Below are 24,639 nucleotides of genomic sequence, written 5' to 3'. Positions count from 1 at the left end.
GCTGAACGGCTGGATCCGGGTGCCGTTTCGGTGCGGCCCCGGCGTACTGGGTCACGAAAGCCCCGACGCCTTGAGTACCGACCGCACGGTCTCCTCGTCGATGGCGTGGCCGAGCCGGTTCAGGACGTCCGTGCCTTGCAGCAGCGTGCCGCGCTCGACGGAACGTCGTACACCGGTGTCGAGTTCGTGCCAGATCAGAGGGTTGGCGGCGAGGACACGGGGGTCCAGTTCCAGGCGGTGTCCGTAGGTGTCGTGCAGGACCAGGTGGGACGAGACGCCGTCGTATCGCCATACGGTCGTGAGCGCGTCCGTGCGTACCATCTGCCGGCGCCATGGACCCCGCACCGCCAGCCAGCCGGTGCCCGCCGTGACCCGGGCCGGGAGCAGGATGGTGAAGAGGACGGCCGACAGGCCGAGCCACAGCAGGGCGCGCGGGAGGGACAGGCTGCCGGCGTCCCAGTCGACCAGCAGCGACATGGCGCCGAACAGCGCGGCGCAGCTGGTCGCGAGCCGGGCGCTGCCAGGCCAGTGGCGGTCACCGGCCCGGACCCACCGGTCGTCGGAACGTCGCATGTCGCCGACGCTAGGCGCCTGTGCGGGGTCCGGCGTCCGCCACTGACGAAGCTCTGACGCGGTACGAGCGAATCCTGACGGGATCCTTACGCGGGTACCGGATTCAGCCGGTGTGGACGCGGGGGCGGCGCGCGGGGTCCGGTTCCGCCTCGCGCAGGACCTCTCGGGTGACGGGGGCGACCTCGCCCTGACCGAAGAGGAAGAAGCGCAGGAAGTTGGCGAACGGGCCGCCCTCGGTCCACTCGAAGTAGATGTGCGGGGTGCAGCCCGTCTCGTCGCGGACGTGGAGCAGGAGGGCGGCGAGCGCGTTGGGGATGGAGGAGGACTCCAGGGCGAGGACGCGGTAGCGGTTGTGCAGGACCTCACCCCGGACCGTCAGGCCCGCCTCGAACTCGGAGGGGTCCGTCACGGTCACCTCGACGAAGACGAAGTCCTCCTGCTCGGGCATGTCGTTGTCGGCCCGGATCTGCTCGATCTTGTCCCGGTACTCGGCCTTGTCGCGCTGGTCGGGTTCGTTGGCGATGAAGCGGATTTTGCGGCTGGCGATGTCCCGGATGAAACGTTCCGCCATCGGGTCGAGCGTCACGCTGGTCACGCGCAGCTCGAAGGCGCGGGCAAGGCGGGAGAGGAGGGAGACGAGGATGATGCCGGCGATGAAGCAGGCGCCGATCTTGACGCCGTCGGGGCGTTCGATGATGTTCGCGACGGTGACGTAGAGGAAGACCGTCGAGATGACCGCGAAGCCGATCGTCCAGCCCCGCTGGACGGCCTTGTGCGCGGCGATGGTCACGGCGATCGCCGCTGAGCTGATGAGGACCAGGACGCCGGTGGCGTAGGCGCCGCCCTGGGCGTCGACGCTCGCGTCGAAGGTCCAGGTGACCAGGAAGCCGATCAGGGTGAAGACGATGACCATGGGGCGCACGGCGCGGGCCCAGTGCGGGGCCATGCCGTAGCGGGGCAGGTAGCGGGGCATCAGGTTGAGCAGGCCGGCCATCGCGGAGGCGCCGGCGAACCACAGGATGGCGATCGTGGAGACGTCGTAGACCGTGCCGAAGGCGCCGCCGAGGTATTCGTGGGCGAGGTAGGCCAGGGCGCGGCCGTTGGCCGGGCCGCCGGACTCGAAGTCCTTCTCCGGGATCAGGAGGGTGGTGATGAAGCTGGTGGCGATCAGGAAGACGCTCATGATCAGGGCGGCGGTGGTGAGCAGCTTCCTGGTGTCGCGGATCCGGCCGGTGGGGCGCTCCTCGGTGTCGCCGGCGTCGCCCTTGACGTGCGGCATGACGGCGACGCCGGTCTCGAAGCCGGACAGGCCGAGTGCGAGCTTGGGGAAGACCAGCAGGGCCACGCCGACCATGGCGAAGACGTTGCCGTGCTCGGCGGTCAGGGCGCTGGACCAGTCGGTGACGACGTGCCCTGCGGTGACGACGTGCCACAGACCGACGACCACCACGACCACATTGAGGGCGAGGTAGATGCCGACCAGGGCGACCGCGACGCCCACGGCCTCCAGGAAGCCCTTGAGGAAGACCGCGCCGAGCAGGGCCACCAGGACGAGGGTGATCAGCATCTGCTTGTCGTGCAGGGCGCTGGTCAGGTGGGGGTTCTCGACCAGGTGGGTGGAGGCGTCCGCCGCCGAGAGGGTGATGGTGATCAGGAAGTCGGTGGCGGCGAAGCCGAGCAGGGTCAGGACGAAGAGCTTGCCCTGCCAGAAGGAGAGGAGGCGTTCCAGCATGGCGATGGAGCCCTCGCCGTGCGGGCTTTCCTCGGCGACCCGGCGGTAGACGGGCAGGGCGCCGGCCAGGGTGACGAGGACGAGCACGATGGTCGCGATGGGGGAGAGCAGGCCGGCGGCGAGGGCGGCGATGCCGGGCTGGTAGCCGAGGGTGGAGAAGTAGTCGACGCCGGTCAGGCACATCACCCGCCACCAGGGCTGACCCTTGTGCGGCGGTTCGGGTTCGGCATGGGGACCCGTGTGCCCGCCGGCCTTGCCCATGTCGGACAGGCCTTCCAGCATCCAGGTCCGCAGACGGCTCGGCGGAGGGTGTTCGGTGGTGGCCATCGGCGTGCTCTCCTGAGGTGCGGCTCAGCTGGGGAGGGCCATCGGGCGGACGGCGACATCAGCGTATGCAGAGGGTGACGCCGGGGCCGAGGGGTGGATCACACCTGGGCGTCAAGCTTGCGTTAAGACCGCCGGGGGAGCGCCGGTGGCACATCAAAAGGCGGCTGATCCGGTTGGGCAGGTGAGGAGGGGCCGTACGAGGGAGGTCCGCCGTATGACGCGGGCTCACGCACCAGGCTCGCGATGCGGACGCCATCAACTCCCGACAAACCCATCCGGTAACCCATCAGGAAAGCGTCAACACCGGCTGTGAGGGCTGTGGAGGCGGGGCCGTAAGAGCTCCGTCAAAGGTGTGGGGGCCGCCGTAAGGGACTCGTCAACGGCCGGCCGAATCCGGCCAGGGACGGGGTTTCCTCTAGCTGTCCGTTTCTCTTCCGAACCTCTTCTAGGAGTTCGCGATGGCCGATCTGGCCTTCGTCGTCACCACGATCGCGCTGTTCGCGCTGGTGGCTCTCGTCGCCAAGGGGGTGACGAAGCTGTGACCGCCGAGAACATCGTCGGCCTGATCGTGGCCGTCGCCCTGCTGGGCTATCTCGTCCTCGCCCTGATCTTCCCGGAGAGGTTCTGAGAGCTGACATGGGTTCCGTACTCGCAGGCATCCTCCAGCTGCTCGCCCTCATAGGAGCGCTGGCGCTCGCCTACATCCCCCTCGGCAACTACATGGCCAAGGTCTACTCCTCCGACCAGCACTGGCGCGTCGAGAAGTGGACCTACCGGGCCATCGGTGCCAACCCCGACACCGAGATGACCTGGACCGCGTATCTGCGCGGTGTCCTCGCCTTCTCGGCCGTCGGCGTCCTCTTCCTCTACCTGCTCCAGCGGCTCCAGGGCGTCCTGCCCGGCTCGCTCGGCTTCGACTCGGTGAACCCGGCGCAGTCGTTCAACACGGCCGTGTCCTTCGTGACCAACACCAACTGGCAGTCGTACTCCGGCGAGCAGACCATGGGGCACGTCGTGCAGACGGCCGGTCTGGCCGTGCAGAACTTCGTGTCGGCGGCCGTGGGTATCGCCGTAGCGGTGGCGTTGGTGCGCGGGTTCGCGCGGTCCCGGACCGGTGAGCTCGGGAACTTCTGGGCCGACCTGGTGCGGGGCACCATCCGGATCCTGGTGCCGGGCGCCTTCATCGCGGCCGTCGTGCTGGTGGCCTGTGGTGTGATCCAGAACTTCTCCGGCATCCATGAGGTCGGTCAGTTCATGGGCGGGTCGCAGCAGTGGAACGGCGGGGCCGTCGCCTCCCAGGAGGCGATCAAGGAGTTCGGGACCAACGGGGGCGGGTACTTCAACGCCAACTCGGCCCACCCGTTCGAGAACTCCACTCCGTTCACGAACCTCTTCGAGATCTTCCTGCTGCTGGTGATCCCGTTCTCGCTGACGCGCGCCTTCGGCGTCATGGTCGGTTCGGTGAAGCAGGGGTACGCGATCCTCGCGACCATGGCGACCATCTGGGTCGGCTTCGTCGCCCTGATGATGTGGACCGAATTCGCCCACCACGGACCGGCGTTGCAGATCGCGGGCGGTGCGATGGAGGGCAAGGAGGTCCGCTTCGGGGTCGGTTCCTCGTCGATCTTCGCGGTGTCGACCACACTCACGTCGACCGGTGCCGTGGACTCCTTCCACTCCTCGTTCACCGGGCTCGGCGGCGGGATCAACATCCTGGGCATGCAGTTGGGTGAGATCGCGCCCGGCGGTACCGGCTCGGGCCTGTACGGCATGCTGATCATGGCGGTCATCGCGGTGTTCATCGCCGGGCTGATGGTCGGCCGGACGCCCGAGTACCTGGGCAAGAAGATCGGCACCCGTGAGGTCAAGCTGGCGGCCTGCTACATCCTGATCACGCCGGCCCTGGTGCTGGTCCTCGCCGCGATCTCCATGGCGCTGCCGACCCCGCCGCACTCCATGCTCAACTCCGGTGCGCACGGCTTCTCCGAGGTGCTGTACGCGTTCACCTCCGCCGCCAACAACAACGGCTCGGCCTTCGCCGGCCTGAACGCGAACACCGACTGGTACAACACCATGCTCGGCGTGGCGATGCTGCTCGGCCGCTTCCTGCCGATGGTGTTCGTGCTGGCGCTGGCCGGCTCGCTCGCCGAGCAGCGGCCTGTCCCTGAGACCGCGGGCACCCTGCGCACCAACAAGCCGCTGTTCGTGGGCCTGTTGGTGGGCGCGATCCTGATCATCACCGGTCTGACGTACTTCCCGGCGCTCGCGCTGGGCCCGCTGGCCGAGGGGCTGGCGTCATGACCACTCGTACCGAAGGCGAAGAGATGTCCACAGCCACTCCGACCCGGGCGCCGCACAGCGACGTACCGACCGGGCACAAGTCCCCCGAGGGCCGTGTCGGTGCGGGCCTCTTCGACCCGAAGCAGCTGCTGAAATCGTTGCCGGACGCGTTCCGCAAGCTCGATCCGCAGGTGATGGTCAAGTCGCCCGTGATGTTCGTGGTGTGGATCGGGTCCGTGCTGACCACGGTGTTCTCCTTCAAGGACCCGGGGGACTGGTTCGGCTGGACCATCAGTGCCTGGCTGTGGCTGACGGTGGTGTTCGCCAACCTCGCGGAGGCGGTCGCCGAGGGGCGCGGGAAGGCGCAGGCCGACACGCTCAGGAAGGCCAAGACCGACACGGTGGCTCGGCGGCTCACCGGCTCTGTCGAGGAACAGGTCCCCGGCACCGAGCTGAGGATCGGTGACCTGGTGGTCTGCGAGGCCGGCGACATCATCCCCGGCGACGGTGACGTCGTCGAGGGCGTGGCCTCCGTGGACGAGTCGGCGATCACCGGTGAGTCGGCGCCCGTCATCCGGGAGTCCGGTGGCGACCGCAGTGCCGTCACCGGCGGCACGAAGGTCCTCTCCGACCGGATCGTCATCAAGATCACGACGAAGCCGGGTGAGACCTTCATCGACCGGATGATCGCCTTGGTGGAGGGCGCGGCCCGGCAGAAGACGCCCAACGAGATCGCGCTGAACATCCTGCTGGCCTCGCTGACGATCGTCTTCCTGCTCGCGGTGGCGACGCTGCCGCCGTTCGCCGACTACGCGGGCACCCACCTCACGATGGTCGTGCTGGTGGCCCTGCTGGTCTGCCTGATCCCGACCACCATCGGGGCCCTGCTCTCCGCGATCGGCATCGCGGGCATGGACCGCCTCGTCCAGCGCAACGTCCTGGCCATGTCCGGCAGGGCGGTCGAGGCCGCCGGTGACGTCTCGACCCTGCTGCTCGACAAGACCGGCACCATCACGCTCGGCAACCGCCAGGCGTCGGAGTTCGTGCCGGTGGCCGGGGTGACCGAGGCGGTGGTGGCGGACGCCGCCCAACTGTCCTCGTTGGCCGACGAGACACCGGAGGGCCGCTCCATCGTCGTACTGGCGAAGGAGAGGTACGGGCTGCGCGAGCGTGTGCTGACCGGGGCCGAGTGGATCGAGTTCACCGCGCAGACCCGCATGTCGGGTGTGGACGTGGACGGGCGCAGGATCCGCAAGGGTGCGGCTGGTTCGGTCGTCAAGTGGGTCGAGGAGCGCGGCGGCACGGTCGCCGAGGACGCGGACACCCTCGCGAGCACCATCTCGCAGGCCGGCGGCACCCCGCTGCTGGTCGCAGTGGAAGACGCCGATGGGGCCCGGGTGTTGGGGGTCATCCATCTCAAGGACGTCGTCAAGGAGGGCATGCGGGAGCGGTTCGACGAGCTGCGCCGCATGGGCATCAAGACCGTGATGATCACGGGTGACAACCCGCTGACCGCGAAGGCGATCGCCGCGGAGGCGGGCGTCGACGACTTCCTCGCGGAGGCCACGCCCGAGGACAAGATGGCCCTCATCAAGCGGGAGCAGGCGGGCGGCAAGCTCGTCGCGATGACCGGCGACGGTACCAACGACGCGCCCGCGCTGGCCCAGGCGGACGTCGGCGTGGCCATGAACACCGGTACGTCGGCCGCCAAGGAGGCCGGCAACATGGTCGACCTCGACTCCAACCCGACCAAGCTGATCGAGATCGTCGAGATCGGCAAGCAACTCCTCATCACCCGGGGTGCGTTGACGACGTTCTCCATCGCCAACGACGTCGCCAAGTACTTCGCGATCATCCCCGCGCTGTTCGCCGCGGTCTACCCCGGCCTGGACAAGCTCAACATCATGGGCCTGTCCTCACCGGACTCCGCGATCCTGTCGGCCGTCATCTTCAACGCGCTGATCATCATCGCGCTGGTGCCGCTGTCCCTGCGGGGCGTGCAGTACCGGCCGGTCAGCGCCGACAAGCTGCTGCGCCGCAACCTCACCGTCTACGGCATCGGCGGACTCATCGCCCCCTTCATCGGCATCAAGATCATCGACCTGCTCATCTCCCTCATCCCCGGGATCGGCTGAAGGCCATGAACAACTCCGTATCGAATACCGGCCGGTTGCTGTGGGCCGGGCTGCGTGCCCTGCTGGTGCTGACCCTGGTGACCGGCGTCATCTACCCGCTCGCCGTCACCGGCGTCGCCCAGGCCCTCTTCCACGACAAGGCGAACGGCTCGGAGATCAAGGCCGACGGCAGGGTTGTCGGGTCCTCGCTGATCGGCCAGGCGTACAACCTGCCGCTGAAGAAGGGCCAGGAAACTCCGGAGCCGGACCTGAAGTGGTTCCAGGGCCGTCCGCAGAACGGTCTCGGCGCCAACAGTGTCAACACCCAGTACAAGCTGATCCTGTCCGGGGCCACCAACCTGTCCGCCGACAGCAAGGTCCTCGTCCAGCAGGTCAAGGACGCCCAGGCCGCCGTCATCAAGGACAACTCGGTGCCCGGCTACACCCCCAAGGCGTCCGAGGTCCCCGCCGACGCGGTCACCTCCTCCGGCTCCGGCCTCGACCCGAACATCTCGCCAAGGTACGCGAACCTCCAGGTCCACCGGGTCGCCGAGAAGAACGGCCTGACCGTCGCCCAGGTGCAGAAGCTGGTCGACGAGCACACCGAGGGCCGCACCCTCGGCTTCATCGGGGAGCCCCGGGTGAACGTCCTGGAGCTCAACATCGCGCTCAAGGCCCTCGTGGTCAAGGGCTGATGGCGTTACCCGACCCACAGGGGGAGTCGGCGGCCCGGACGCGATCCGGGTGCGCCGACTCCCGCGGTCATAAGCAAGTACGTCACGACGACGTACGACAGGAAGGCGCACGCCGATGACACGGGTGCTGGTGGTGGAGGACGACCCGCAGCTGGTACGGGCCCTCATCATCAATCTCCAGGCACGGAAGTACGGGGTCGACGCGGCCCCCGACGGCGCCACCGCGCTGCGGCTCGCGGCCGCCCGGCAACCCGATGTCGTGATGCTCGACCTGGGTCTGCCCGACATGGACGGTGTCGACGTCATCAAGGGCCTGCGCGGCTGGACCCGGGTGCCGATCCTGGTGCTGTCCGCCCGGCAGGGGTCGGACGAGAAGGTCGCCGCGCTCGACGCCGGCGCCGACGACTACGTCACCAAGCCGTTCAGCATGGAGGAACTCCTGGCCCGGCTGCGGGCCGCCGTCCGGCGCACCGAGGAGACCCCGCTCGCCACCGGGGCGACGCTCGTCGAGACGGCGGACTTCACCATCGACCTGCTGGCCAAGAAGCTGCACCGGAACGGCCGCGACGTACGCCTCACACCCACCGAATGGCATCTGCTGGAGATCCTGGTGACCAGCCCGGGACGACTGATCACCCAGAAACACCTCCTCCAGGAGGTCTGGGGCGTCACCCAGAGCAACAAGACCAACTACCTGCGGGTCTACATGGCCCAACTGCGCCGAAAACTGGAAGCGGATCCGTCCCACCCCCGCTACCTCATCACCGAGCCCGGCATGGGCTACCGCTTCGAAGGATGAACATGGCACGCGGCAAGCTCCGGATCTACCTCGGCGCGGCCCCCGGCGTGGGCAAGACCTACGCCATGCTCTCCGAGGCACACCGCCGTGTGGAGCGGGGCACCGACTGCGTGGTCGCCTTCGTGGAACACCACCGCAGGCCGCGCACCGAGGTGATGCTGCACGGCCTGGAGGAGATCCCGCGCAGGGAACTGGCGTACCGGGACTCGGTGTTCACGGAGATGGACGTGGACGCGGTCCTCGCGCGCCGCCCCGATGTGGCGCTCGTCGACGAACTCGCCCACACCAACGTGCCCGGCTCGCGCAACACCAAGCGCTGGCAGGACGTCGAGGAACTGCTGGCGGCCGGGATCGACATCGTCTCCACGGTCAACATCCAGCACCTGGAGTCCCTCGGCGACGTCGTGGAGTCGATCACGGGCGTCCGCCAGAGGGAGACCGTGCCGGACGAGGTCGTCCGGCGTGCCGACCAGATCGAGCTGGTCGACATGTCCCCGCAGGCCCTGCGCCGCCGCATGGCGCACGGCAACATCTACAAGCCCGACAAGGTCGACGCGGCACTTTCCAACTACTTCCGCCCCGGAAACCTCACCGCCCTGCGGGAGTTGGCGCTGCTGTGGGTGGCCGACCGGGTCGACGCCTATCTGACCGAGTACCGCAACGAGCACCAGGTTTCCACCATCTGGGGTTCGCGGGAGCGGATCGTGGTCGGCCTGACAGGCGGCCCGGAGGGGCGGACACTGATACGCCGGGCCGCCCGGCTCGCGGAGAAGGGCGCCGGCGGGGAGGTCCTCGCGGTCTACATCTCCCGCACCGACGGCCTGACCGCGGCCTCCCCGAAGGAACTGGCCGACCAGCGCACCCTCGTCGAGGACCTCGGCGGCACCTTCCACCATGTCGTGGGCGACGACATCCCGGTCGCCCTGCTCGACTTCTCCCGCGGGGTCAACGCCACCCAGATCGTGCTCGGCGTCTCCCGCCGCAAGGGCTGGCAGTACGTCTTCGGCCCCGGGGTCGGTGCCACGGTCGCCCGGGACTCCGGCCCCGACCTCGACGTCCACCTGATCACCCACGACGAGGCCGGCAAGGGGCGCGGGTTGCCGGTCAACCGGGGCGCACGGCTCGGCCGTTCCCGCGTGATCTGGGGGTGGCTGGTCGGCGTCGGCGGACCCCTGCTGCTGACCTGGTCGCTGAGCGGCGCGGCCACGGACGTCGGGCTCGCCAACGACATGCTGCTGTACCTGACCCTGACGGTGGCGGCAGCCCTCCTCGGCGGACTCTTCCCCGCCCTGGCCTCCGCGGCGGCCGGCTCCCTGCTGCTGAACTGGTACTTCACCCCGCCCGTCCACACCTTCACCATCGCCGACCCGAAGAACATCGTCGCCATCGCGATCTTCGTCGGTGTGGCCGTCTCCGTCGCCTCCGTCGTCGACCTGGCGGCCCGCCGCACCCACCAGGCCGCCCGGCTGCGTGCCGAGTCGGAGATCCTCTCCCTCCTGGCGGGCAACGTCCTGCGCGGCGAGACGGGTCTGGAGGAACTGCTCGAACGGGTCCGTGAGACCTTCGGCATGGCGTCCGTCGCGCTGCTGGAACGCGAGAGCGAGGTACTGCCCTGGAGCTGCGCCGGGAGCGTGGGCGCGCATCCCTGCGCCGTTCCCGACGACGCGGATGTCGAGGTGCCCGTCGGCGACAACATGGCGCTCGCGCTGACGGGACGGGTGCTGCCGGCCGAGGACCGCCGGGTGCTCGCGGCCTTCGCAGCGCAGGCCGTGGTCGTCCTGGACCGCCGGCGGCTTCAGGAGGAGGCCGACCGGTCCCGCGCGCTCGCCGAGGGCAATCGCATCCGCACCGCGCTGCTGGCCGCCGTATCGCATGAGCTGCGCACCCCGCTGGCCGGGATCAAGGCCGCGGTGACCTCCTTGCGCTCCGATGACGTCGAGTGGTCCGAGGAGGACCGGGCGGAACTGCTGGAGGCCATCGAGGAGGGCGCGGACCGCCTCGACAACCTGGTCGGCAACCTCCTCGACATGTCCCGCCTCCAGACCGGCACCGTCACCCCGATCATCCGGGAGACCGATCTCGACGAGGTGATCCCTATGGCGCTCGGCGGTGTCCCCGAGGACAGCGTCGAACTGGACATCCCGGAGACCCTGCCGATGGTCGACGTCGACCGGGGGCTGCTGGAGCGGGCCGTCGCCAACGTCGTGGAGAACGCCGTCAAATACAGCCCGCCGGGGGAGAGGGTCCTGGTGTCCGCGAGCGCCCTGGCCGACCGCGTCGAGGTGCGCGTCGTCGACCGCGGCCCCGGCGTCCCCGACGCCGCCAAGGACCGCATCTTCGAACCCTTCCAGCGCTACGGCGACTCACCGCGCGGCGCCGGCGTCGGCCTCGGCCTCGCGGTCGCACGCGGTTTCACCGAAGCAATGGCCGGCACGATCCACGCCGAGGACACCCCGGGCGGCGGCCTCACCATGGTGCTGGCGGTACGGACGGCTCCCCAACGCCACTTGGGTGACCAAGAGGTGTCAGCAGGCCGTTAGAGATTGACGCCGAGTATCAAAAGTCCATCTATAAGCAGAAGTTGACAGGTATTTCCGTCGTAGCGTCGTCGCACAGCCCCTGATCGGGGCGCCCCCCACAGCGGGTCGCACAAGGCCCGCACGAGGAGACGACGACCGATGACCACCACAGTTCCCGGGCCTGTCGACACCCGTGTCGCGGATGCCCGGGAGAAGGACATCATGCGGTTCCGCACCGTGTCCGGACCGGACGCTGATGCACCGCCGGGACCACATCCTCCTGGACAGGCTCTCCCATGACTCGCTGCGTCAGGGCGCCGCAGCAAGCGGAGCCGCGGTCGAGTTCTTCCGCCACCTCGACAACGATGCCGTCCGCCGCCACCTCGCCGGAATTCGGGCAACCGACACCAAGAACGCCGTCCTCGTCGTCACCGAGGGCATCTTCTCCATGGACTCCGACACCCCGCAGCTGGCCGAACTCCTCAATCTCTGCCGGGAGTTCGGTGCCCAGCTGATGGTCGACGTGGCCCACGACTTCGGCGCCATGGGCGCGGGTGGCGGCGGTCAGCCGGAGGTCCACGGGATCCTCGGCCAGGTCGACTTCGTTGTCGGCGCGTTCTCCAAGACCTTTGCGACCACGGGCGGGTTCATGGCCACGCCGTCCGCGTCCGCGCGGGAGTACGTGCGGATGTTCGGCGGCCCGCAGACCTTCTCCAGCGCCATCACCCCCGTGCAGACGGCGGTGGCCCTGGCGGCACTCGGCGTCGTCACCTCACCGGAGGGAGCCGAGCGCCGGGCGGCGGTCCGGTCCGTCGCGATCCGCCTGCGCGAGGGCCTCACGGCCGTGGTCTGGAGGTCATGGGCGACGTCGTCTGCCCGGTCGTCCCGGTCCTCATCGGCGACACCCCCACCGGCCGCACCGCCTCGGGCCTCATCGCCCGCGCGGGCCTGGTCGCCCACCTCGCGGAACAGCCCGCGGTCGCCTCGGACGCGTCCCGCTTCCGGATGCAGGCGATGGCGGACCACACCGACAGGGACATCGCCACCGCGATCGACATCCTCGACCGCTGCATCCGCGAGGCCCGCCTGACGGTGCACTGAAGCTGACCAGCTGGCACCTCGTGGCACTGGATGGCATCACATGGTGCCATCCGGTGCCAATCATCGTTTGTGCAGGTGAGAAGCCTCTAGACCTCTTTCGTCTCTGTCTGGAGCTCCATAGGGTTGCGGGTGGCGCCAATATGGTGCCATCATGGCGTCATGGACCTCACCCCGTATGTCGACAACCTCCGCCGCGAACTCGCGGTGGCTGCCGAAGCCGGAGGCGACGAAGCCCGTGAGCTGGCCGAGAGGCTGACCGCTCCTCTGGAGTCGGCGACCCGGCTGGTCATGCTCCACGTGCTCTCCGCGGCAATGGACGAGATCACCCGTGAACTCGCCCCCGGTTCGGTCGACGTACGACTGCGCGGACTCGACCCCGACTTCGTGGTGACCCTGCCGTCCACCGAGGACGCCGCCCCGGTGGCGCCGGCCGCACCCTTCGAACCGGTCAGGACCCCGGCCGCCGACGCGGACGAGGGCGGTACCGCCCGCGTCAACCTGCGACTGCCCGCCCACCTCAAGACGCGCGCCGAGGAGGCCGCGAGCAGCGAGGGCCTGTCGGTCAACGCGTGGCTGGTGCGTGCCGTGTCCGCCGCGGTGGACGGCGGAACCAGGCCGCGCGCGTCGGGCAAGGTCCAGAACGTCGGACAGAACTTCACGGGCTGGGTGCGCTAGACCCCGGCCCGCACGAAAAGGCACACGAAAAGGCGCTTCACCCACACCACGTCCCACCAGCGGGGACGCTCCCACGACTCACGAGGACGGGACAGCCATGCCTTCTTTCGACACCCCCGAACCGATCTCGGTCAACGCCCACGTGGCCGCCGGCTCCCTCCGGCTCACCGCGGGCGACCGCCCCGACACCGTCGTCGAGGTGCGCCCCCGCGATCCGCAGCGGGACAAGGACGTACGGGCCGCCGAGCAGACCGAGGTCACCTTCGCCGGCGGAGTGCTGACCGTCAGGACGAAGGAGCGCCGCATGATCGGGCCCTCCGGCGTTGCCGACGTGACGGTCGAACTGCCCACCGGGTCACGCGTCGAGGTGACCGGCGCCTGGGCCCAGGTGCTCGGTGAAGGGCGGCTCGGCGAGGTCAGGGTGAAGACCTCCGTCGGTGATGTCCGCCTCGACACGACCGGACCCGTCGAGCTGACGACGTCGCACGGCTCGGTGGTGGTCGACCGGATCGAGGGCAGGGCCGAGATCACCACCAGCTCCGGCAACCTGCGCATCGGCACCGTCGACGGCTCCGCAGTCCTGAAGAACTCCAACGGCAACACGAACGTGGGCGCGGTCTGCGGCGAGCTGCGGGTGAGCGGCGCCAACGGTGCCATCGACATCGCGCGTGCCGAGGCGTCGGTCACCGGAACGTCCACCAACGGCGTCCTCCGGATCGCCGAAGTCGTGTGCGGCGAGGTCCAGTTGGAGACCTCCAACGGCCCCATCGAGATCGGCGTCCGCGAGGGCACCGCCGCCTGGCTCGACGTCAGCTCCCACCGCGGGCTGGTACGCAACACCCTCACCGCCTCCGAGGCCCCGGAGCACACCGAGGACACGGTCAAGGTCCGCGCCCGGACCAACTGGGGCAACATCGACGTCTTCCGCGCCAAGCCCTGAGCGCCGCGCCCTTGGTCCTGCTGCATCTCCTCGTCCCCCAGCCACGTCAGCCTTCGAACGGGAGGGCCACATGCCTTCTTCTGTCATGCTCACGTCCAAAGGAAAGGGAAACGGCTCTACGACGGCCGTGTCCGCCCTTGGTCTGCGCAAGTCCTACGGTGACAAGACCGTCCTCGACGGCATCGACCTTCGCATCCCGACCGGGTCGGTGTTCGCCCTGCTGGGACCCAACGGTGCCGGCAAGACCACCGCCGTGAAGATCCTCTCTACGCTCATCGGCGCCGACGACGGCCAGGCCCAGGTCGCGGGACATGACCTTGCAACCGACCCGCAGGCCGTGCGGGCCGCGATCGGGGTCACCGGGCAGTTCTCCGCCGTGGACGGTCTGATCACCGGCGAGGAGAACATGCTCCTGATGGCCGACCTGCACCACCTCACCAGGAGCGAAGGGCGGCGGGTGGCCGCTGAACTGCTGGAACGCTTCGACCTCACGGAGGCAGCGAAGAAGCCCGCCTCCACCTACTCCGGCGGAATGAAGCGCCGCCTCGACATCGCCATGACCCTGGTCGGCGCGCCGCGGATCATCTTCCTCGACGAGCCCACCACCGGCCTCGACCCCCGCGCCCGCCACAACATGTGGCAGATCATCCGCGAACTGGTCTCCGGCGGTACGACCGTCTTCCTCACCACGCAGTACCTGGACGAGGCAGACGAACTCGCCGACCGTATCGCGGTGCTGAACGACGGCAGGATCGTGGCCGAGGGCACGGCCGAGGAACTCAAGCGGCTCATCCCCGGAGGACACGTCCGGCTCCGCTTCACCGACCCGGCCGCCTACCGCAGCGCCGCCTGCACCCTGGGCGAAGCCGTCCGCGACGACGAGGCGCTCACCCTCCAGCTCCCCAGCGACGGCAGCCAGCGCGAACTGCGCTCGATCCTCGACTGGCTGGACGCGGCCGGAGTCGAGGCGGACGAGCTGACCGTGCACACCCCCGACCTCGACGACGTGTTCTTCGCCCTGACCAGCGGCACCGACCAGCCGCACCAGCCCAAGGAGTCTGCCCGATGAGCACCCTCGCCCTCGCGGTACGCGACTCGTCCACGATGCTGCGCCGCAACCTCCTGCACGCCCGGCGCTACCCGTCCATGACGCTGAACCTGCTGCTCACCCCCGTCGTCCTGTTGCTGCTCTTCGTCTACATCTTCGGCGACACCATGAGCGCCGGCCTCGGAGACGGCGGTGGCGGCAGGTCCGAGTACCTCAGGTACCTGGTCCCGGGCATCCTGATGCTGACCATCGGCGGCACCACGATCGGCACCGCGGTGTCCGTCTCCATGGACATGACCGAGGGCATCATCGCCCGCTTCCGCACGATGGCGATCCACCGCGGTTCGGTGCTCATCGGGCACGTCATCGGCAGCGTGCTGCAGTGCGTGATGAGCGTGGTCCTCGTCGGGGCCGTCGCCGCGGCCATCGGATTCCGCTCCACGAACGCCACCGTCCTGGAGTGGATCCTGGCGCTCGGACTGCTGGCCCTCGTCGCCCTGGCCCTGACCTGGATCGCGGTCGGCATGGGCCTGTCCAGTCCGAACCCGGAGGCGGCCAGCAACAACGCCATGCCGCTGATGATCCTGCCCCTCCTCTCCAGCGCCTTCGTCCCGGTCGACGCCATGCCGGGCTGGTTCCAGCCGATCGCCGAATACCAGCCCTTCACGCCCGCTGTCGAGACCCTGCGCGGACTGCTCCTGGGCACGGAGATCGGCAACAACGGCTGGATCGCCGTCGCCTGGTGCCTCGGCCTGACCACGCTCGGCTACCTCTGGTCCAAGTCGCTCTTCGACCGCGACGCGAAGCAGTGACCGGCCGGGTTCAGAGCCGGCCGTTGCGCTTGAACCCGCGGTAAACGACGAAGCAGGCGGTCGCGATCACGGCGAGGGCCATCGGGTAGCCGAAGCGGACCATGGTGGGGACGGCGATGATCGCAGCCCATGCGGTGATCTGCCGCATGTCCTCGTTCTTGGCCAGGGTCACCCGGGCGAGGTGGCCCTGGAGGACCGAGTCGAGGAAGCCGTCGAAGGCGATGTCGGTCTGAACGGCCTCGGTGACGGCCAGTCGTCGACGACGCGGCCGGCGATCGCGTGCAGGACGGTGGAGGGGCCCTTGGCCGGCTGCCGCGGCCCGGCCTCCAAGTCCTCGCGCAGCGGGCCGGGGGAGCCGTGTCGGCCGTGGCGGACGGTGACGGTGAAGGCGTGGCCGGTGAACACCATCATCTCGCCGGTGTCGAAGACCCCGCTGGCGGTGAGTTCGGTGTGCTCGACGTACGTGACCGTCGTGAAGACCGCGAACAGGATGCGCCGTACCCCTCGACCTCGGACCGCTGATGGGCCTGGACGGCGCCCTCGCCGGATCTTCTCAGGGGCCGAACGTTCGTGTTCTCGTGCGAGCCAAGGCGCCGACGACGCGGCCGGCGTTCTTGGCACCCGCCGCCTCGATCCCGGAGCCGCTGGCAGCCGTCCTGGCCCCGCCATTCCTCGTTACGGAAGGCCGGCAGTCATACGGCGCCGACGTACGGCTTGGAGTACGACGTTCTGGCGCTCCGTCCGGCCATGGAATGCCATCGGTTCACTGAACGGTCCACTCCGAGCGTCCGGTTGCCGGATGTCACGGCTGTGTGGACCTGGCGTCCGAGGAGTCGACCCGGTTTCCGTGCTCCTCCGGTTCGAAGTCCACGTCCACCACACCCTCGACGGCGCGCACCAGGCGGGCGGCCACGGGGATCAGAGACGTGTCGCGGACCCGTCCGACGAGCTTGACGGTTCCGTCGTGCACCTCGACGCGGATCGCCGACGAAGGCGCGGGGAACAGGTAGGCCACCACTTCGCGGCGGACCTCCTCGGCGATCTCCTCATCGTCGCGCAGGAACACCTTGAGCAGGTCGGCCCTGCTGACGATGCCTTGCAGCAAGCCCAGCTCGTCGACCACGGGCAGCCGCTTGACCCTGGCGTGGGCCATGGTGCGAGCGGCCTGGGCGAGAGTCGCGTCCGGGCGGACGGTGAGGGCCGGGGCGGTCATCAGCTCTGCCGCGGTGACGGCGCCGGCCTTGGCCAGGTCGGCAAGGCGGCGCAGCTGGGTGTACCGGTCGGGGTCGTTGTCGCGGAACTCCTCCTTGGGCAGCAGGTCGGCCTCGGAGACGATGCCGACGACCTGGCCCTCGCCCTCGATGACGGGCAGGGCGCTCACCTTCCGGTCCTGCATGAGCCGCACGATCTCTTTGAAGGGGGCGTCGCGGTCGAGGGAGGCGACGGTGTGGGTCATGACGTCGCTGACGATGTGCGGGGTGCCGTGCATGGTGACTCCTCGCGTTCACATGCGGCTGCCGGAGCCGTAAGGGGCGTAGAGGTCCAGGAGCCGGGTCCGGGCCGAGCGGAGGCGGTGGGCGAGGACGTCACCCACCCACTGGGACACGGCGCTGCCCAGGACCGGATCCTCCTGGCACATCAGACGGACGGCCGTGGCGTCGAACTCGTAGGCCCGTACCGGGGTCGTGGCCTCGGCGCCCAGGTGATAGGTGTGCGGCGCGAACAGCCACGACCACCCGACGAGTTCGTTGTGCCGCAAAGTCTCGATGACGGCCGGACGGCGCCCGGGCACACGCATGTCGAGTTCGATGGTGCCCGTACGGATGATCCAGAACCGGTCTGCCCGGCCGCCCTCCTCGAACAGTCGTGCCCCTTCCGGAAAGGACACCTCACGGGAGCAGCGCATCAGACGCTCCTGGTGCTCGGGAGGCAGGGCACGCAGCATGCTGGGAGTGGAAGTGGGGATCATGGCGTGCCTCCTGACGGGTGTGGGACCTGCCAGTACCAGCCTGTGCCCGCCGGTGGTGCCGGCGCATGGGCCACTCGGTCCATCGGATGGACCACTCGGCTCCGCCGCGACGACCTTCGGCACCCTGCGGCACCGCCGCCACGGCTGTTGCATGAAGAGGTGAGACGACCCGCCCGACGGAGGGGGGTGAGTTCTGTGGGTACCTCACTGACTCCCGACTTCTGGAGGCTGTTCGCCGTGCTGCTGGTGATCTTCGCCGCCGTGACCGTGGTGATGAGCGCCCTGCTCGACGCGCTGATCGTGCGGATGCTGCGGCACCGGCGGTCCACAGGCCACAGGAGCGCGACCGCTGACCGGTTCGAACGGCCTCTGGCGCACCACTGAGCCTGCGCCGACGCGCAGAACGAGAAGGAGCGGCGATGACCGCCACCGTGACAGCAGGCGTGCATTTGGACGGGGCCTGGCGTGGGTTCGCCGGGTCCCGCTGGCGGGAGCGCGTCGACGTGCGCGACTTCATCCAGGCCAACTACACGCCGTACGAAGGCGACGCGTCGTTCCTGACCGGTGCCACCGACCGTACCCGCGAGGTGTGGGGGAAGGTCGGCGCACTGTTTCCGGAGGAACGGAGGCGGGGCGTCCTGGACGTCGACACCGCCACTGCTGCTGACAGGGAAGCCGTGCAGGACGCCCGCGCGCGGTGAGGATGAAGTCTGTGTAGGCGACGATGAGCACGCCGAGGGCGGGCAGTACGAGACGCGGCAGCTCGCTCAGGTCCGGCCAGGCGAAGGCGCGCAGGCCGGAGGGGATCTCGCCGATCACCTTCACCGAGTACCGGTCGTCGAGGTCGAACACGATCACGGTGGCGGTCGCGAGGACGAAAGCCAGCAACGGGCCGGGGACGTACTTCGGCACGGTGAAGAGGAAGACGAGCACGACGGCGGAGAGCAGCACGGTCGGCGTGTGAGCATCGGCCAACTGCGCGGCGAAGAACCACAGTTGGGGGAAGAACTCCCCACCGGTCGTGTCGACCCCGGTGAGCTCGGGCAACTGGTCCACGACCATGTTCAGCGCCACCCCCCCCGCCAGGTATCCGATCAGGACGGTCCGCGAGAGCAGGTCCGCGAGGAAGCCCAGCCGCACCGTCCGTGCCACCAGGCACAGGAGGCCGACCGTGACCGCGAGGGCGGCGGCCAGGGTGGCGTAGCGTCCGGGGTCGCCGGCGGCGAGCGGGCCGACCGCGGTGGCCGTCATCAGCGCGGTCGTGGACTCCGGGCCGACCGACAGCAGGCGGGAGGAGCCCAGCAACGCGTACAGGGCGAGGGCGGGCAGGATCGCCCACAGCCCGGCGACCGGTGGCAGACCGGCTACTCCCGCGTACGCCATGACCTGCGGCACCAGATAGGCGGCCACGGTGACCCCGGCCAGCAGGTCGCCCCGCACCCGGGCGCGCCGGTGGCCGAGGAGCGTGACGGCTCGGGGGGCGAGGCGGCGCCACCCCGGAAAGCTCCCAACCGGCCCTTCGGAGAGGGCCGTTCAGCCCAGTAGGACCGACCTTCGGCATCCGGCGGCCTCGGTCGCAGGTCGGGAGAGTGGGGGGACGTCAAGCACTGATCGAAGCCCTTCGAAGGGATCACCGCCATGGCCGTCCACGAGCAACCGCACCGGAGTTCGGGCTTCCGCCTGCCGTCGTTCCGCAGGAACCGGAGTGCCTCCACCTCCGCCGAGTCGGCAGAGCCCCTCGCGCACACCGTGCGGGCCTACGCCTTCGCGTCCCTGCGGCTGCTGACCGGGTTCGTCTTCCTGTGGGCCTTCCTCGACAAGACCTTCGGGCTCGGTTACGCCACCCAGTCGGGCCGCGGCTGGATCGACGGCGGCTCGCCTGCCAAGGGCTTCCTCGGCTCGGTGGCCGCCGGGCCGATGGAGTCCACCTTCCACTCCTGGGCCGGCGACGCATGGGCCGACTGGCTGTTCATGCTCGGTCTGCTCGGGATCGGTGTCGCGCTGATCACCGGTGTGGCGCTGCGGCTCACGGCCCTCGCGGGCGCCGTGATGATGGCGCTGATGTGGATTGCGGAGTGGCCACCGGCCAAGCACCTGCCGGACGGCTCGCCGAGCATGTCGACGAACCCCTTCGTCGACTACCACCTCGTCTACGCGGTCGTCCTGGTCGCCCTCGCCGCCGCCTCCGCCGGGGACGCCCTCGGCCTCGGCAGGCTCTGGGCCGGGCTCCCGTTCGTCGGCCGCAACCGCTGGCTGCGCTGACCGCGGGAGGCGCGGCCGGCCTCACGAGGGGAAGCGGGCCGCCGCGCCGAAGACCGGCATGGGGGGCCGGTCGGCCACTGGCAGGGACCTGCGGCCCCTGCCAGTGGCCTCATCCGAAGACGACGCTCGAATCGGGACCCCCGATTCAGGAGGTGGAGAACATGACCCGCACCGTCACCGTCGGTCTGGACGGCTCGCACGAGAGCCGCGCCGCGGCCGAGTGGGCGGCCCGCGAGGCACAACTGCTCGGCCTGCCGCTCAAGCTGCTCCAGGTCTGGGAGCCGGTACCGGCTCCCATGGCTCAGGCGCCGCTCCTCGGCGCCGAGACGCAAGCGCACTGGACCGAGCGCGTACCCCGCGAGGCGGCCGAAGGCATCCGGCTGCGCCATCCCGGCCTCGACGTGAGCACCGAGCAGTTGTCCGGGCGGCCCGCCGAGATGCTGACCGGCGCGGCGAAGGACGCCGAACTGCTGGTGCTGGGTTCGCGCGGCCTGAGCGGCCTCGGCGGCTTCCTGGTCGGCTCGGTGGGGCTGTCCGTTGTGGCGCACGCCGAGCGGCCGGTCGTCCTGGTCCGGGCCGGGGAGCAGGCCGCCGACGAGCACGAGATGGACCCGGTCGGCATCCCGTCCGCCGCGACCTCGTTCCGGCCCGTCGTGCTGGGCCTGGACATCGAGAGTCCGGACGAGGGGCTGATCGAGTTCGCCTTCGCGGCAGCGGCCCGCCGCGGCACCTGCCTGCGGGTCGTGCACGGCTGGAACCCGCCGCCGTACTACGCCTACGGCCTCGCCGCCGACCTCGAACTCCACGGCGCCCTGGCCCGACGCGAGTCCGTCGCCCTGACCGAACTCCTGCGCCCGTGGCGGGAGAAGCACCCGGACGTCGAGGTCACCGAGGAGTCCTCCTACGGCACCCCCGGCAACCATCTCGCCGATGCCTCCCGCGAGGCCTCCCTGGTCGTGGTGGGCCGCCGGATCCGGCGCGGCGCGCTCGGTGCCCACATCGGGCCCGTCACCCACGCCGTCCTGCACCACTGCGTCGCCCCCGTCGCCGTCGTCCCGCACAACTGACCCGAGAACCCTGAGGAGTTGAACCATGAAGGCAGCGGTCGTACGAGCCTTCGGCGAGCCCTTGGTCATCGAGGAGCGCCCCGACCCCGAGCCCGGCCCCGGCCAGGTCCGGATCCGCGTCGAGGCGTCCGGGCTGTGCCACACAGACATCCACGCCGCCCGCGGTGACTGGCCCGTCAAGCCGAACCCGCCCTTCGTGCCCGGCCACGAGGGCGTCGGCCTGGTCGAGAAGCTCGGCGAGGGCGTCACGCACCTCGACGTCGGGCAGCGGGTCGCCGTGCCCTGGCTCGGCAAGGCCTGCGGGCGGTGCGAGCACTGCCTGTCCGGCTGGGAGACCCTGTGCGAGCAACAGGTCAACACCGGTTACGGCTGCGACGGCGGTTACGCGGAGAAGATGCTGGCCTGGGCCGACTTCGCCCAGCCGGTGCCGCACGGCGTCAGCGCCGTCGACGCCGCCCCGCTGACCTGCGCGGGCGTGACGACGTACAAGGCCCTCAAGGTCGCGGGCGTGGGGCCCACGCAGCTCGTCGCGATCTCCGGCGTCGGCGGGCTCGGCCATCTGGCCGTGCAGTACGCGAAGATCGCCGGCGCCCAGGTCGCCGCGATCGACGTCACCGACGACAAGCTCGAACTCGCCGCCGAACTCGGCGCGGATCTCGTCATCGACGCCCGCAAGGACGATGTGGGCGCGGTCCTGAAGCGGTTCGGCGGGGCGCACGCGGCGATCGCCCTCGCGGTGAACGAGGACGCCTTCGCCGCCGTCAACTCCGGGCTGCGGCGCGGCGGCAAGCTCGTCATGGTCGCCCTGCCCGCGCACGGCACGATCCAGGTTCCGATCTTCGACACCGTCCTGAACGGGACGAGCGTGATCGGCTCGATCGTCGGCACCCGGCAGGACCTCGCCGAGGTGTTCCAGCTGCACGCGGCAGGGCGTACCCGGGTGATCTCCGAGACCCGCCCGCTCGACACGGTCAACGAGTCCATCGACGACGTGCTGCGCGGCCAGGTCAGGGCACGGATCGTCTTCGAGACGGGAGCGGGACGATGAGTGCGATACCGAAGGAACTTCCGGTCGTGGTCGGGGTCGACGGCTCGGAGCCCAGTCTGCGCGCCGTCGACTGGGCCTCGGACGAGGCTGCCCTGCGCGGACTGCCGTTGCGCCTGGTGTACGCGTCGCTGTGGGAGCGGTACGAGGGCGACTCGCTCGCCGCGGATCTGGGCAAGCCGTCCGAGGAGGTGTCGGCCGACGACATCGTGGACGCCGCCGAGCGCCGCGCCCGCAGCCGCCACCCGGACCTGACGACGGCTGTGGACGTGTTGCCGGAGGAACCCGAGTACGCACTGGTCCGGGAGAGCCGCAGCGCTACCTTGCTGGTCACGGGCACCCGCGGCCGCAGTGGCCTGGCCGATGCACTGCTGGGTTCCGTGAGCCTGGCGGTGGCCGGACACGCGTACTGTCCGACGATCGTCGTGCGCGGCAACCATGACAACCAGGCCGGGGCCGGGCAGCACGGCCGCATCGTTGTGGGTGTCGGGGAGAGGGCGACCGTGATGTTCGCCTTCGAGGAGGCCCGACGCCGCGGAGTGCCGCTGGAGGCGGTACGGGCCTGGCGGTGCCCGGCGCACGAGACCACCGACCACCCGCTGCTGGCGGGGGAGCCCGCCCGGCTGCACGCACAACAGGCGGTCGAGGTCCTGGACAAGGCCCTCCAGGACGTCCCGGCCGGCGTCGAGACGCAACGGCGTACGGTCGAGGGTCGCACCCGGACCGTGCTCGTGGGCGCCTCGCACGAGGCTGATCTCCTGGTCGTCGGCGCCAAGCGCCGTCAAGGCCACTTCGGGCTCCAGCTGGGCCGGATCGTCCATGGGGTGCTGCACCATTCCGCCTGCCCGGTCGTCATCGTGCCCGAGCAGCATTGACGGCGGGGATCGGTGCGCAGAGACCCGCCGCGCGGTCCGGGACGTAGGTCGCGCGGCGGACGACAAGGCCGTCGGGAGCAACTCCGAGGCAGACTCGATGAGGCGCGAGTCGGAGGTCCCGGATCCCTATGGGCTTCCGCGCCGATTCCGGGTCGCACTGACCCGCAGGCCTGGCGGCGGGTGGCGAATTTCAAGGCCCGCACCGCCGGTCAGGCTGGTGACCGAGCCCCCGGTCAGCGCGCAGTCCGACGACCGACCGTCGAGGCGGCCCGGACCATGGTGCAGCACCGCGTTGAGCGGCTGCCGGTGCTCGACGAGGCGGATCGGCGTTGTCACCCGGCGCGACCCTCAGGTCTTCCTGCGCTCCGACGCCGAGATCCGCAGGACGTGATGGACGAGGTGCTGGTGCGAGACCTGCGGCTGTTTCCCCGCACGATCAGGGGTCCGCGACGGGAGGGGGCGCCACGCCCGGGGCCGGATGGAGCCCAGGAGGGGCATGGCCATCGCCGTCTCGCCTGACCCGCCAGACGGACAGTGCGGTTGCCATCGTCGAGTAACTGGCCTGGCGCCTGGACGACCCCTGGATCCAGACGTGATCGAAACGGAAACAGGACGCCCGGCAGCCGATCCGACGGGATGAGCATCGCGCTGTCCGGCCCTGGCTAGGCGGGGACCACGGTCACGGGCCCCAGGCTGTCCCGCAGGACTTCCATTGCCACTGTGCCCAGCTCACCGTCCCGGTGTCGGCCCACGACCACCAGGCCCGCGTCGGCGGACTGCCGGACCAGGGCGTTGGCGGGAGGGAACAGTCTCGCGTCCTCCAGCACCTGGACGTCGGGATACTTCTCCCGCCACGGCCGGAGTGCGTCGGACAGCAGCTGCACCTCGTGGTCCTCCCAGGCTGCGCGGTCCTCTTCCGGTATTCCGAAGGGCAGTTCGGCCGCGCAGGAGGGGAACCGCCAGGCATGCACGACACGCAGACGTACGCCCCGCAGCAGGGCGCAGTCGAAGGCGAAACGCAGCGGGCCCTCGGCGGGGTCGCGGGCGTCCATACCGAGCACGATCTCGGTGATGCGATTCGGAGAGTTCCTCATGTGGTGCCCCCTTCGGGTTGTGTCGGACGACCGGAGTGCGCCAGGTGCGCCTCATCCGGTCCGGTGACTCCACTGCGGGCCCACCAGGTCCCACTCCGGGCCCCATGCGTCGATACGCCGCTGGTCCAGCCGCCAGCGTGCGACGGCTCCGGCGGCGTGGACGGCGCCTGTGAAGGCGAGTCCGGCGAGAGCACCGAGGACACCTGCCTCGACGCCGGCCTTAGCGGTGTCCGGAGGTGCCGTGACCAGCCTGCCGTAGCTGTCCTGCCACACGACGAGGCCGGTTCCGGCGCTGAGTCCCGAGTCCACCAGAGTGTGGTCGGTGTGTATCGAGCCGTCGGGGGCCGTCCAGCGGACCCGGACCAGAGCCTTGTCGCTCGACGAGCGGATCGTCGACGTGCGCTTCGACGCGTCGCTGACCAGAACGGCGTGGACGGGGCGCCGCTCGGCGCGCTGCTGTGCGAACACCTCGTCGGCGGCGTGAGCCGTCACAAGACCGGCGATCGTGCCCCCCACGGCGACGACCGCCCAGACCGTCAGCACGATCCAGGCCTCGAGGATGTCGTCGCGGCGTCGCAACGGGTTGCTCCGCCGGCGCCAGCACCGCGTCCTTCGCGGCTTGTCGTCCATGACCGCGCACCTCCTCGAGTCGTCGCACCTCTGACGGTGGCAGTCCATGGCGCTCGACGGCATGGGCCGAGGAGACGGGGTC

22 protein-coding genes and 4 pseudogenes are annotated in these 24,639 nt (G+C 69.9%); 18 read left to right on the top strand and 8 right to left on the bottom strand.

Translation table 11 applies throughout. The features are described 5' to 3' along the window. Window positions 1–51: 51 nt before the first annotated feature. Together RKD20_RS04685 and RKD20_RS04680 are read right to left on the bottom strand one after the other, a co-directional pair. Window positions 52–573 (bottom strand): hypothetical protein, encoded by a 522-nt coding sequence (locus RKD20_RS04685; RefSeq protein WP_424876536.1) that lies wholly within the window; start codon window positions 571–573, stop codon window positions 52–54. Between the two features lie 103 nt (window positions 574–676). After that, window positions 677–2,632, bottom strand: coding sequence for an amino acid transporter (locus RKD20_RS04680; protein ID WP_424876535.1), 1,956 nt, complete (start codon window positions 2,630–2,632; stop codon window positions 677–679). Between the two features lie 538 nt (window positions 2,633–3,170). On the opposite strand from RKD20_RS04680, the gene kdpF reads away from it, so the two are divergent. The 12 genes and pseudogenes from kdpF (at window position 3,171) to RKD20_RS04620 (ending at window position 15,615) form a co-directional block, all read left to right on the top strand. Continuing rightward, a complete protein-coding gene (gene kdpF, locus RKD20_RS04675) occupies window positions 3,171–3,260 on the top strand; it encodes a K(+)-transporting ATPase subunit F (RefSeq protein WP_037659531.1) in 90 nt (29 codons plus the stop codon). An 8-nt stretch (window positions 3,261–3,268) separates the two neighbouring features. Beyond that, entirely contained in the window at window positions 3,269–4,933 is a 1,665-nt protein-coding gene (kdpA, locus tag RKD20_RS04670) for a potassium-transporting ATPase subunit KdpA (protein WP_424876534.1), read from the top strand. A gap of 23 nt (window positions 4,934–4,956) precedes the next feature. Next, the gene (gene kdpB, locus RKD20_RS04665; protein ID WP_424883144.1) at window positions 4,957–7,047 is read left to right on the top strand and encodes a potassium-transporting ATPase subunit KdpB; all 2,091 of its coding nucleotides are present in this window, start codon (window positions 4,957–4,959) and stop codon (window positions 7,045–7,047) included. A gap of 5 nt (window positions 7,048–7,052) precedes the next feature. After that, window positions 7,053–7,721 (top strand): potassium-transporting ATPase subunit C, encoded by a 669-nt coding sequence (locus RKD20_RS04660; RefSeq protein ID WP_424876533.1) that lies wholly within the window; start codon window positions 7,053–7,055, stop codon window positions 7,719–7,721. 115 nt (window positions 7,722–7,836) lie between these two features. Beyond that, window positions 7,837–8,520 (top strand): response regulator, encoded by a 684-nt coding sequence (locus tag RKD20_RS04655; RefSeq protein ID WP_424876532.1) that lies wholly within the window; start codon window positions 7,837–7,839, stop codon window positions 8,518–8,520. 2 nt (window positions 8,521–8,522) lie between these two features. Continuing rightward, on the top strand, window positions 8,523–11,060 hold the full coding sequence (locus RKD20_RS04650; RefSeq protein ID WP_424876531.1) for an ATP-binding protein: 2,538 nt from the start codon (window positions 8,523–8,525) through the stop codon (window positions 11,058–11,060). 181 nt (window positions 11,061–11,241) lie between these two features. After that, a pseudogene (locus tag RKD20_RS04645) lies at window positions 11,242–11,835 on the top strand (aminotransferase class I/II-fold pyridoxal phosphate-dependent enzyme); the annotation flags it as partial. A 62-nt stretch (window positions 11,836–11,897) separates the two neighbouring features. Further along, a complete protein-coding gene (locus tag RKD20_RS04640; protein WP_424883500.1) occupies window positions 11,898–12,140 on the top strand; it encodes a hypothetical protein in 243 nt (80 codons plus the stop codon). A gap of 159 nt (window positions 12,141–12,299) precedes the next feature. Then, complete coding sequence (locus RKD20_RS04635) at window positions 12,300–12,815, top strand: toxin-antitoxin system HicB family antitoxin (protein WP_424876530.1); 516 nt, start codon at window positions 12,300–12,302, stop codon at window positions 12,813–12,815. A 97-nt stretch (window positions 12,816–12,912) separates the two neighbouring features. Further along, window positions 12,913–13,755: a DUF4097 family beta strand repeat-containing protein gene (locus RKD20_RS04630; protein WP_424876529.1), complete on the top strand. Its 843-nt coding sequence runs from the start codon at window positions 12,913–12,915 to the stop codon at window positions 13,753–13,755. Between the two features lie 70 nt (window positions 13,756–13,825). Continuing rightward, window positions 13,826–14,824, top strand: a complete 999-nt coding sequence (locus RKD20_RS04625; RefSeq protein WP_424876528.1) for an ATP-binding cassette domain-containing protein — start codon at window positions 13,826–13,828, stop codon at window positions 14,822–14,824. Then, on the top strand, window positions 14,821–15,615 hold the full coding sequence (locus RKD20_RS04620; protein WP_424876527.1) for an ABC transporter permease: 795 nt from the start codon (window positions 14,821–14,823) through the stop codon (window positions 15,613–15,615). The genes RKD20_RS04625 and RKD20_RS04620 overlap by 4 nt, the downstream gene beginning before the upstream one ends. A 10-nt stretch (window positions 15,616–15,625) precedes the next feature. On the opposite strand, the pseudogene RKD20_RS04615 reads toward RKD20_RS04620, so the two are convergent. From RKD20_RS04615 to RKD20_RS04605, 3 genes and pseudogenes are all read right to left on the bottom strand, one after another. Continuing rightward, window positions 15,626–16,214, bottom strand: a pseudogene (locus RKD20_RS04615) (magnesium transporter CorA); the annotation flags it as partial. Between the two features lie 203 nt (window positions 16,215–16,417). Next, window positions 16,418–17,104 (bottom strand): CBS domain-containing protein, encoded by a 687-nt coding sequence (locus RKD20_RS04610; protein ID WP_424876526.1) that lies wholly within the window; start codon window positions 17,102–17,104, stop codon window positions 16,418–16,420. A 15-nt stretch (window positions 17,105–17,119) separates the two neighbouring features. Beyond that, window positions 17,120–17,584: a cyclic nucleotide-binding domain-containing protein gene (locus RKD20_RS04605; protein ID WP_424876525.1), complete on the bottom strand. Its 465-nt coding sequence runs from the start codon at window positions 17,582–17,584 to the stop codon at window positions 17,120–17,122. A 195-nt stretch (window positions 17,585–17,779) separates the two neighbouring features. Between RKD20_RS04605 and RKD20_RS04600 the strand changes: the two genes are divergently transcribed. Both RKD20_RS04600 and RKD20_RS04595 read left to right on the top strand, forming a co-directional pair. After that, window positions 17,780–17,968 carry a hypothetical protein gene (locus RKD20_RS04600; RefSeq protein WP_424876524.1) on the top strand — a complete coding sequence of 63 codons (189 nt, stop codon included), beginning with the start codon at window positions 17,780–17,782 and terminating at the stop codon, window positions 17,966–17,968. Between the two features lie 35 nt (window positions 17,969–18,003). Further along, a pseudogene (locus RKD20_RS04595) lies at window positions 18,004–18,243 on the top strand (formate acetyltransferase); the annotation flags it as partial. Between the two features lie 31 nt (window positions 18,244–18,274). Here the strand turns inward: RKD20_RS04595 and RKD20_RS04590 are convergent. After that, window positions 18,275–19,024, bottom strand: a pseudogene (locus RKD20_RS04590) (SulP family inorganic anion transporter); the annotation flags it as partial. Window positions 19,025–19,222: 198 nt separating this feature from the next. On the opposite strand from RKD20_RS04590, the gene RKD20_RS04585 reads away from it, so the two are divergent. From RKD20_RS04585 to RKD20_RS04570, 4 genes are all read left to right on the top strand, one after another. Next, window positions 19,223–19,846, top strand: coding sequence for a hypothetical protein (locus RKD20_RS04585; protein WP_424876523.1), 624 nt, complete (start codon window positions 19,223–19,225; stop codon window positions 19,844–19,846). A 161-nt stretch (window positions 19,847–20,007) separates the two neighbouring features. Further along, complete coding sequence (locus RKD20_RS04580) at window positions 20,008–20,913, top strand: universal stress protein (RefSeq protein WP_424876522.1); 906 nt, start codon at window positions 20,008–20,010, stop codon at window positions 20,911–20,913. Between the two features lie 25 nt (window positions 20,914–20,938). Beyond that, a complete protein-coding gene (locus RKD20_RS04575; protein ID WP_424876521.1) occupies window positions 20,939–21,961 on the top strand; it encodes a zinc-dependent alcohol dehydrogenase in 1,023 nt (340 codons plus the stop codon). Continuing rightward, a complete protein-coding gene (locus RKD20_RS04570; protein ID WP_424876520.1) occupies window positions 21,958–22,833 on the top strand; it encodes a universal stress protein in 876 nt (291 codons plus the stop codon). The genes RKD20_RS04575 and RKD20_RS04570 overlap by 4 nt, the downstream gene beginning before the upstream one ends. Window positions 22,834–23,495: 662 nt before the next feature. Here RKD20_RS04570 and RKD20_RS04565 read toward each other — a convergent pair. Continuing rightward, a complete protein-coding gene (locus tag RKD20_RS04565; RefSeq protein ID WP_424876519.1) occupies window positions 23,496–23,927 on the bottom strand; it encodes a universal stress protein in 432 nt (143 codons plus the stop codon). A gap of 51 nt (window positions 23,928–23,978) precedes the next feature. After that, a complete protein-coding gene (locus RKD20_RS04560) occupies window positions 23,979–24,557 on the bottom strand; it encodes an Rv1733c family protein (protein WP_424876518.1) in 579 nt (192 codons plus the stop codon). Window positions 24,558–24,639 lie beyond the last annotated feature (82 nt).

This window comes from Streptomyces sp. SLBN-8D4 (genome assembly GCF_049739545.1).
In the GTDB taxonomy this organism is placed as follows: Bacteria; Actinomycetota; Actinomycetes; order Streptomycetales; family Streptomycetaceae; genus Streptomyces; species Streptomyces canus_C.
The sequence above is the reverse complement of the archived record's forward strand: the minus strand, read 5'-3'. Positions and strand labels throughout refer to the sequence as shown.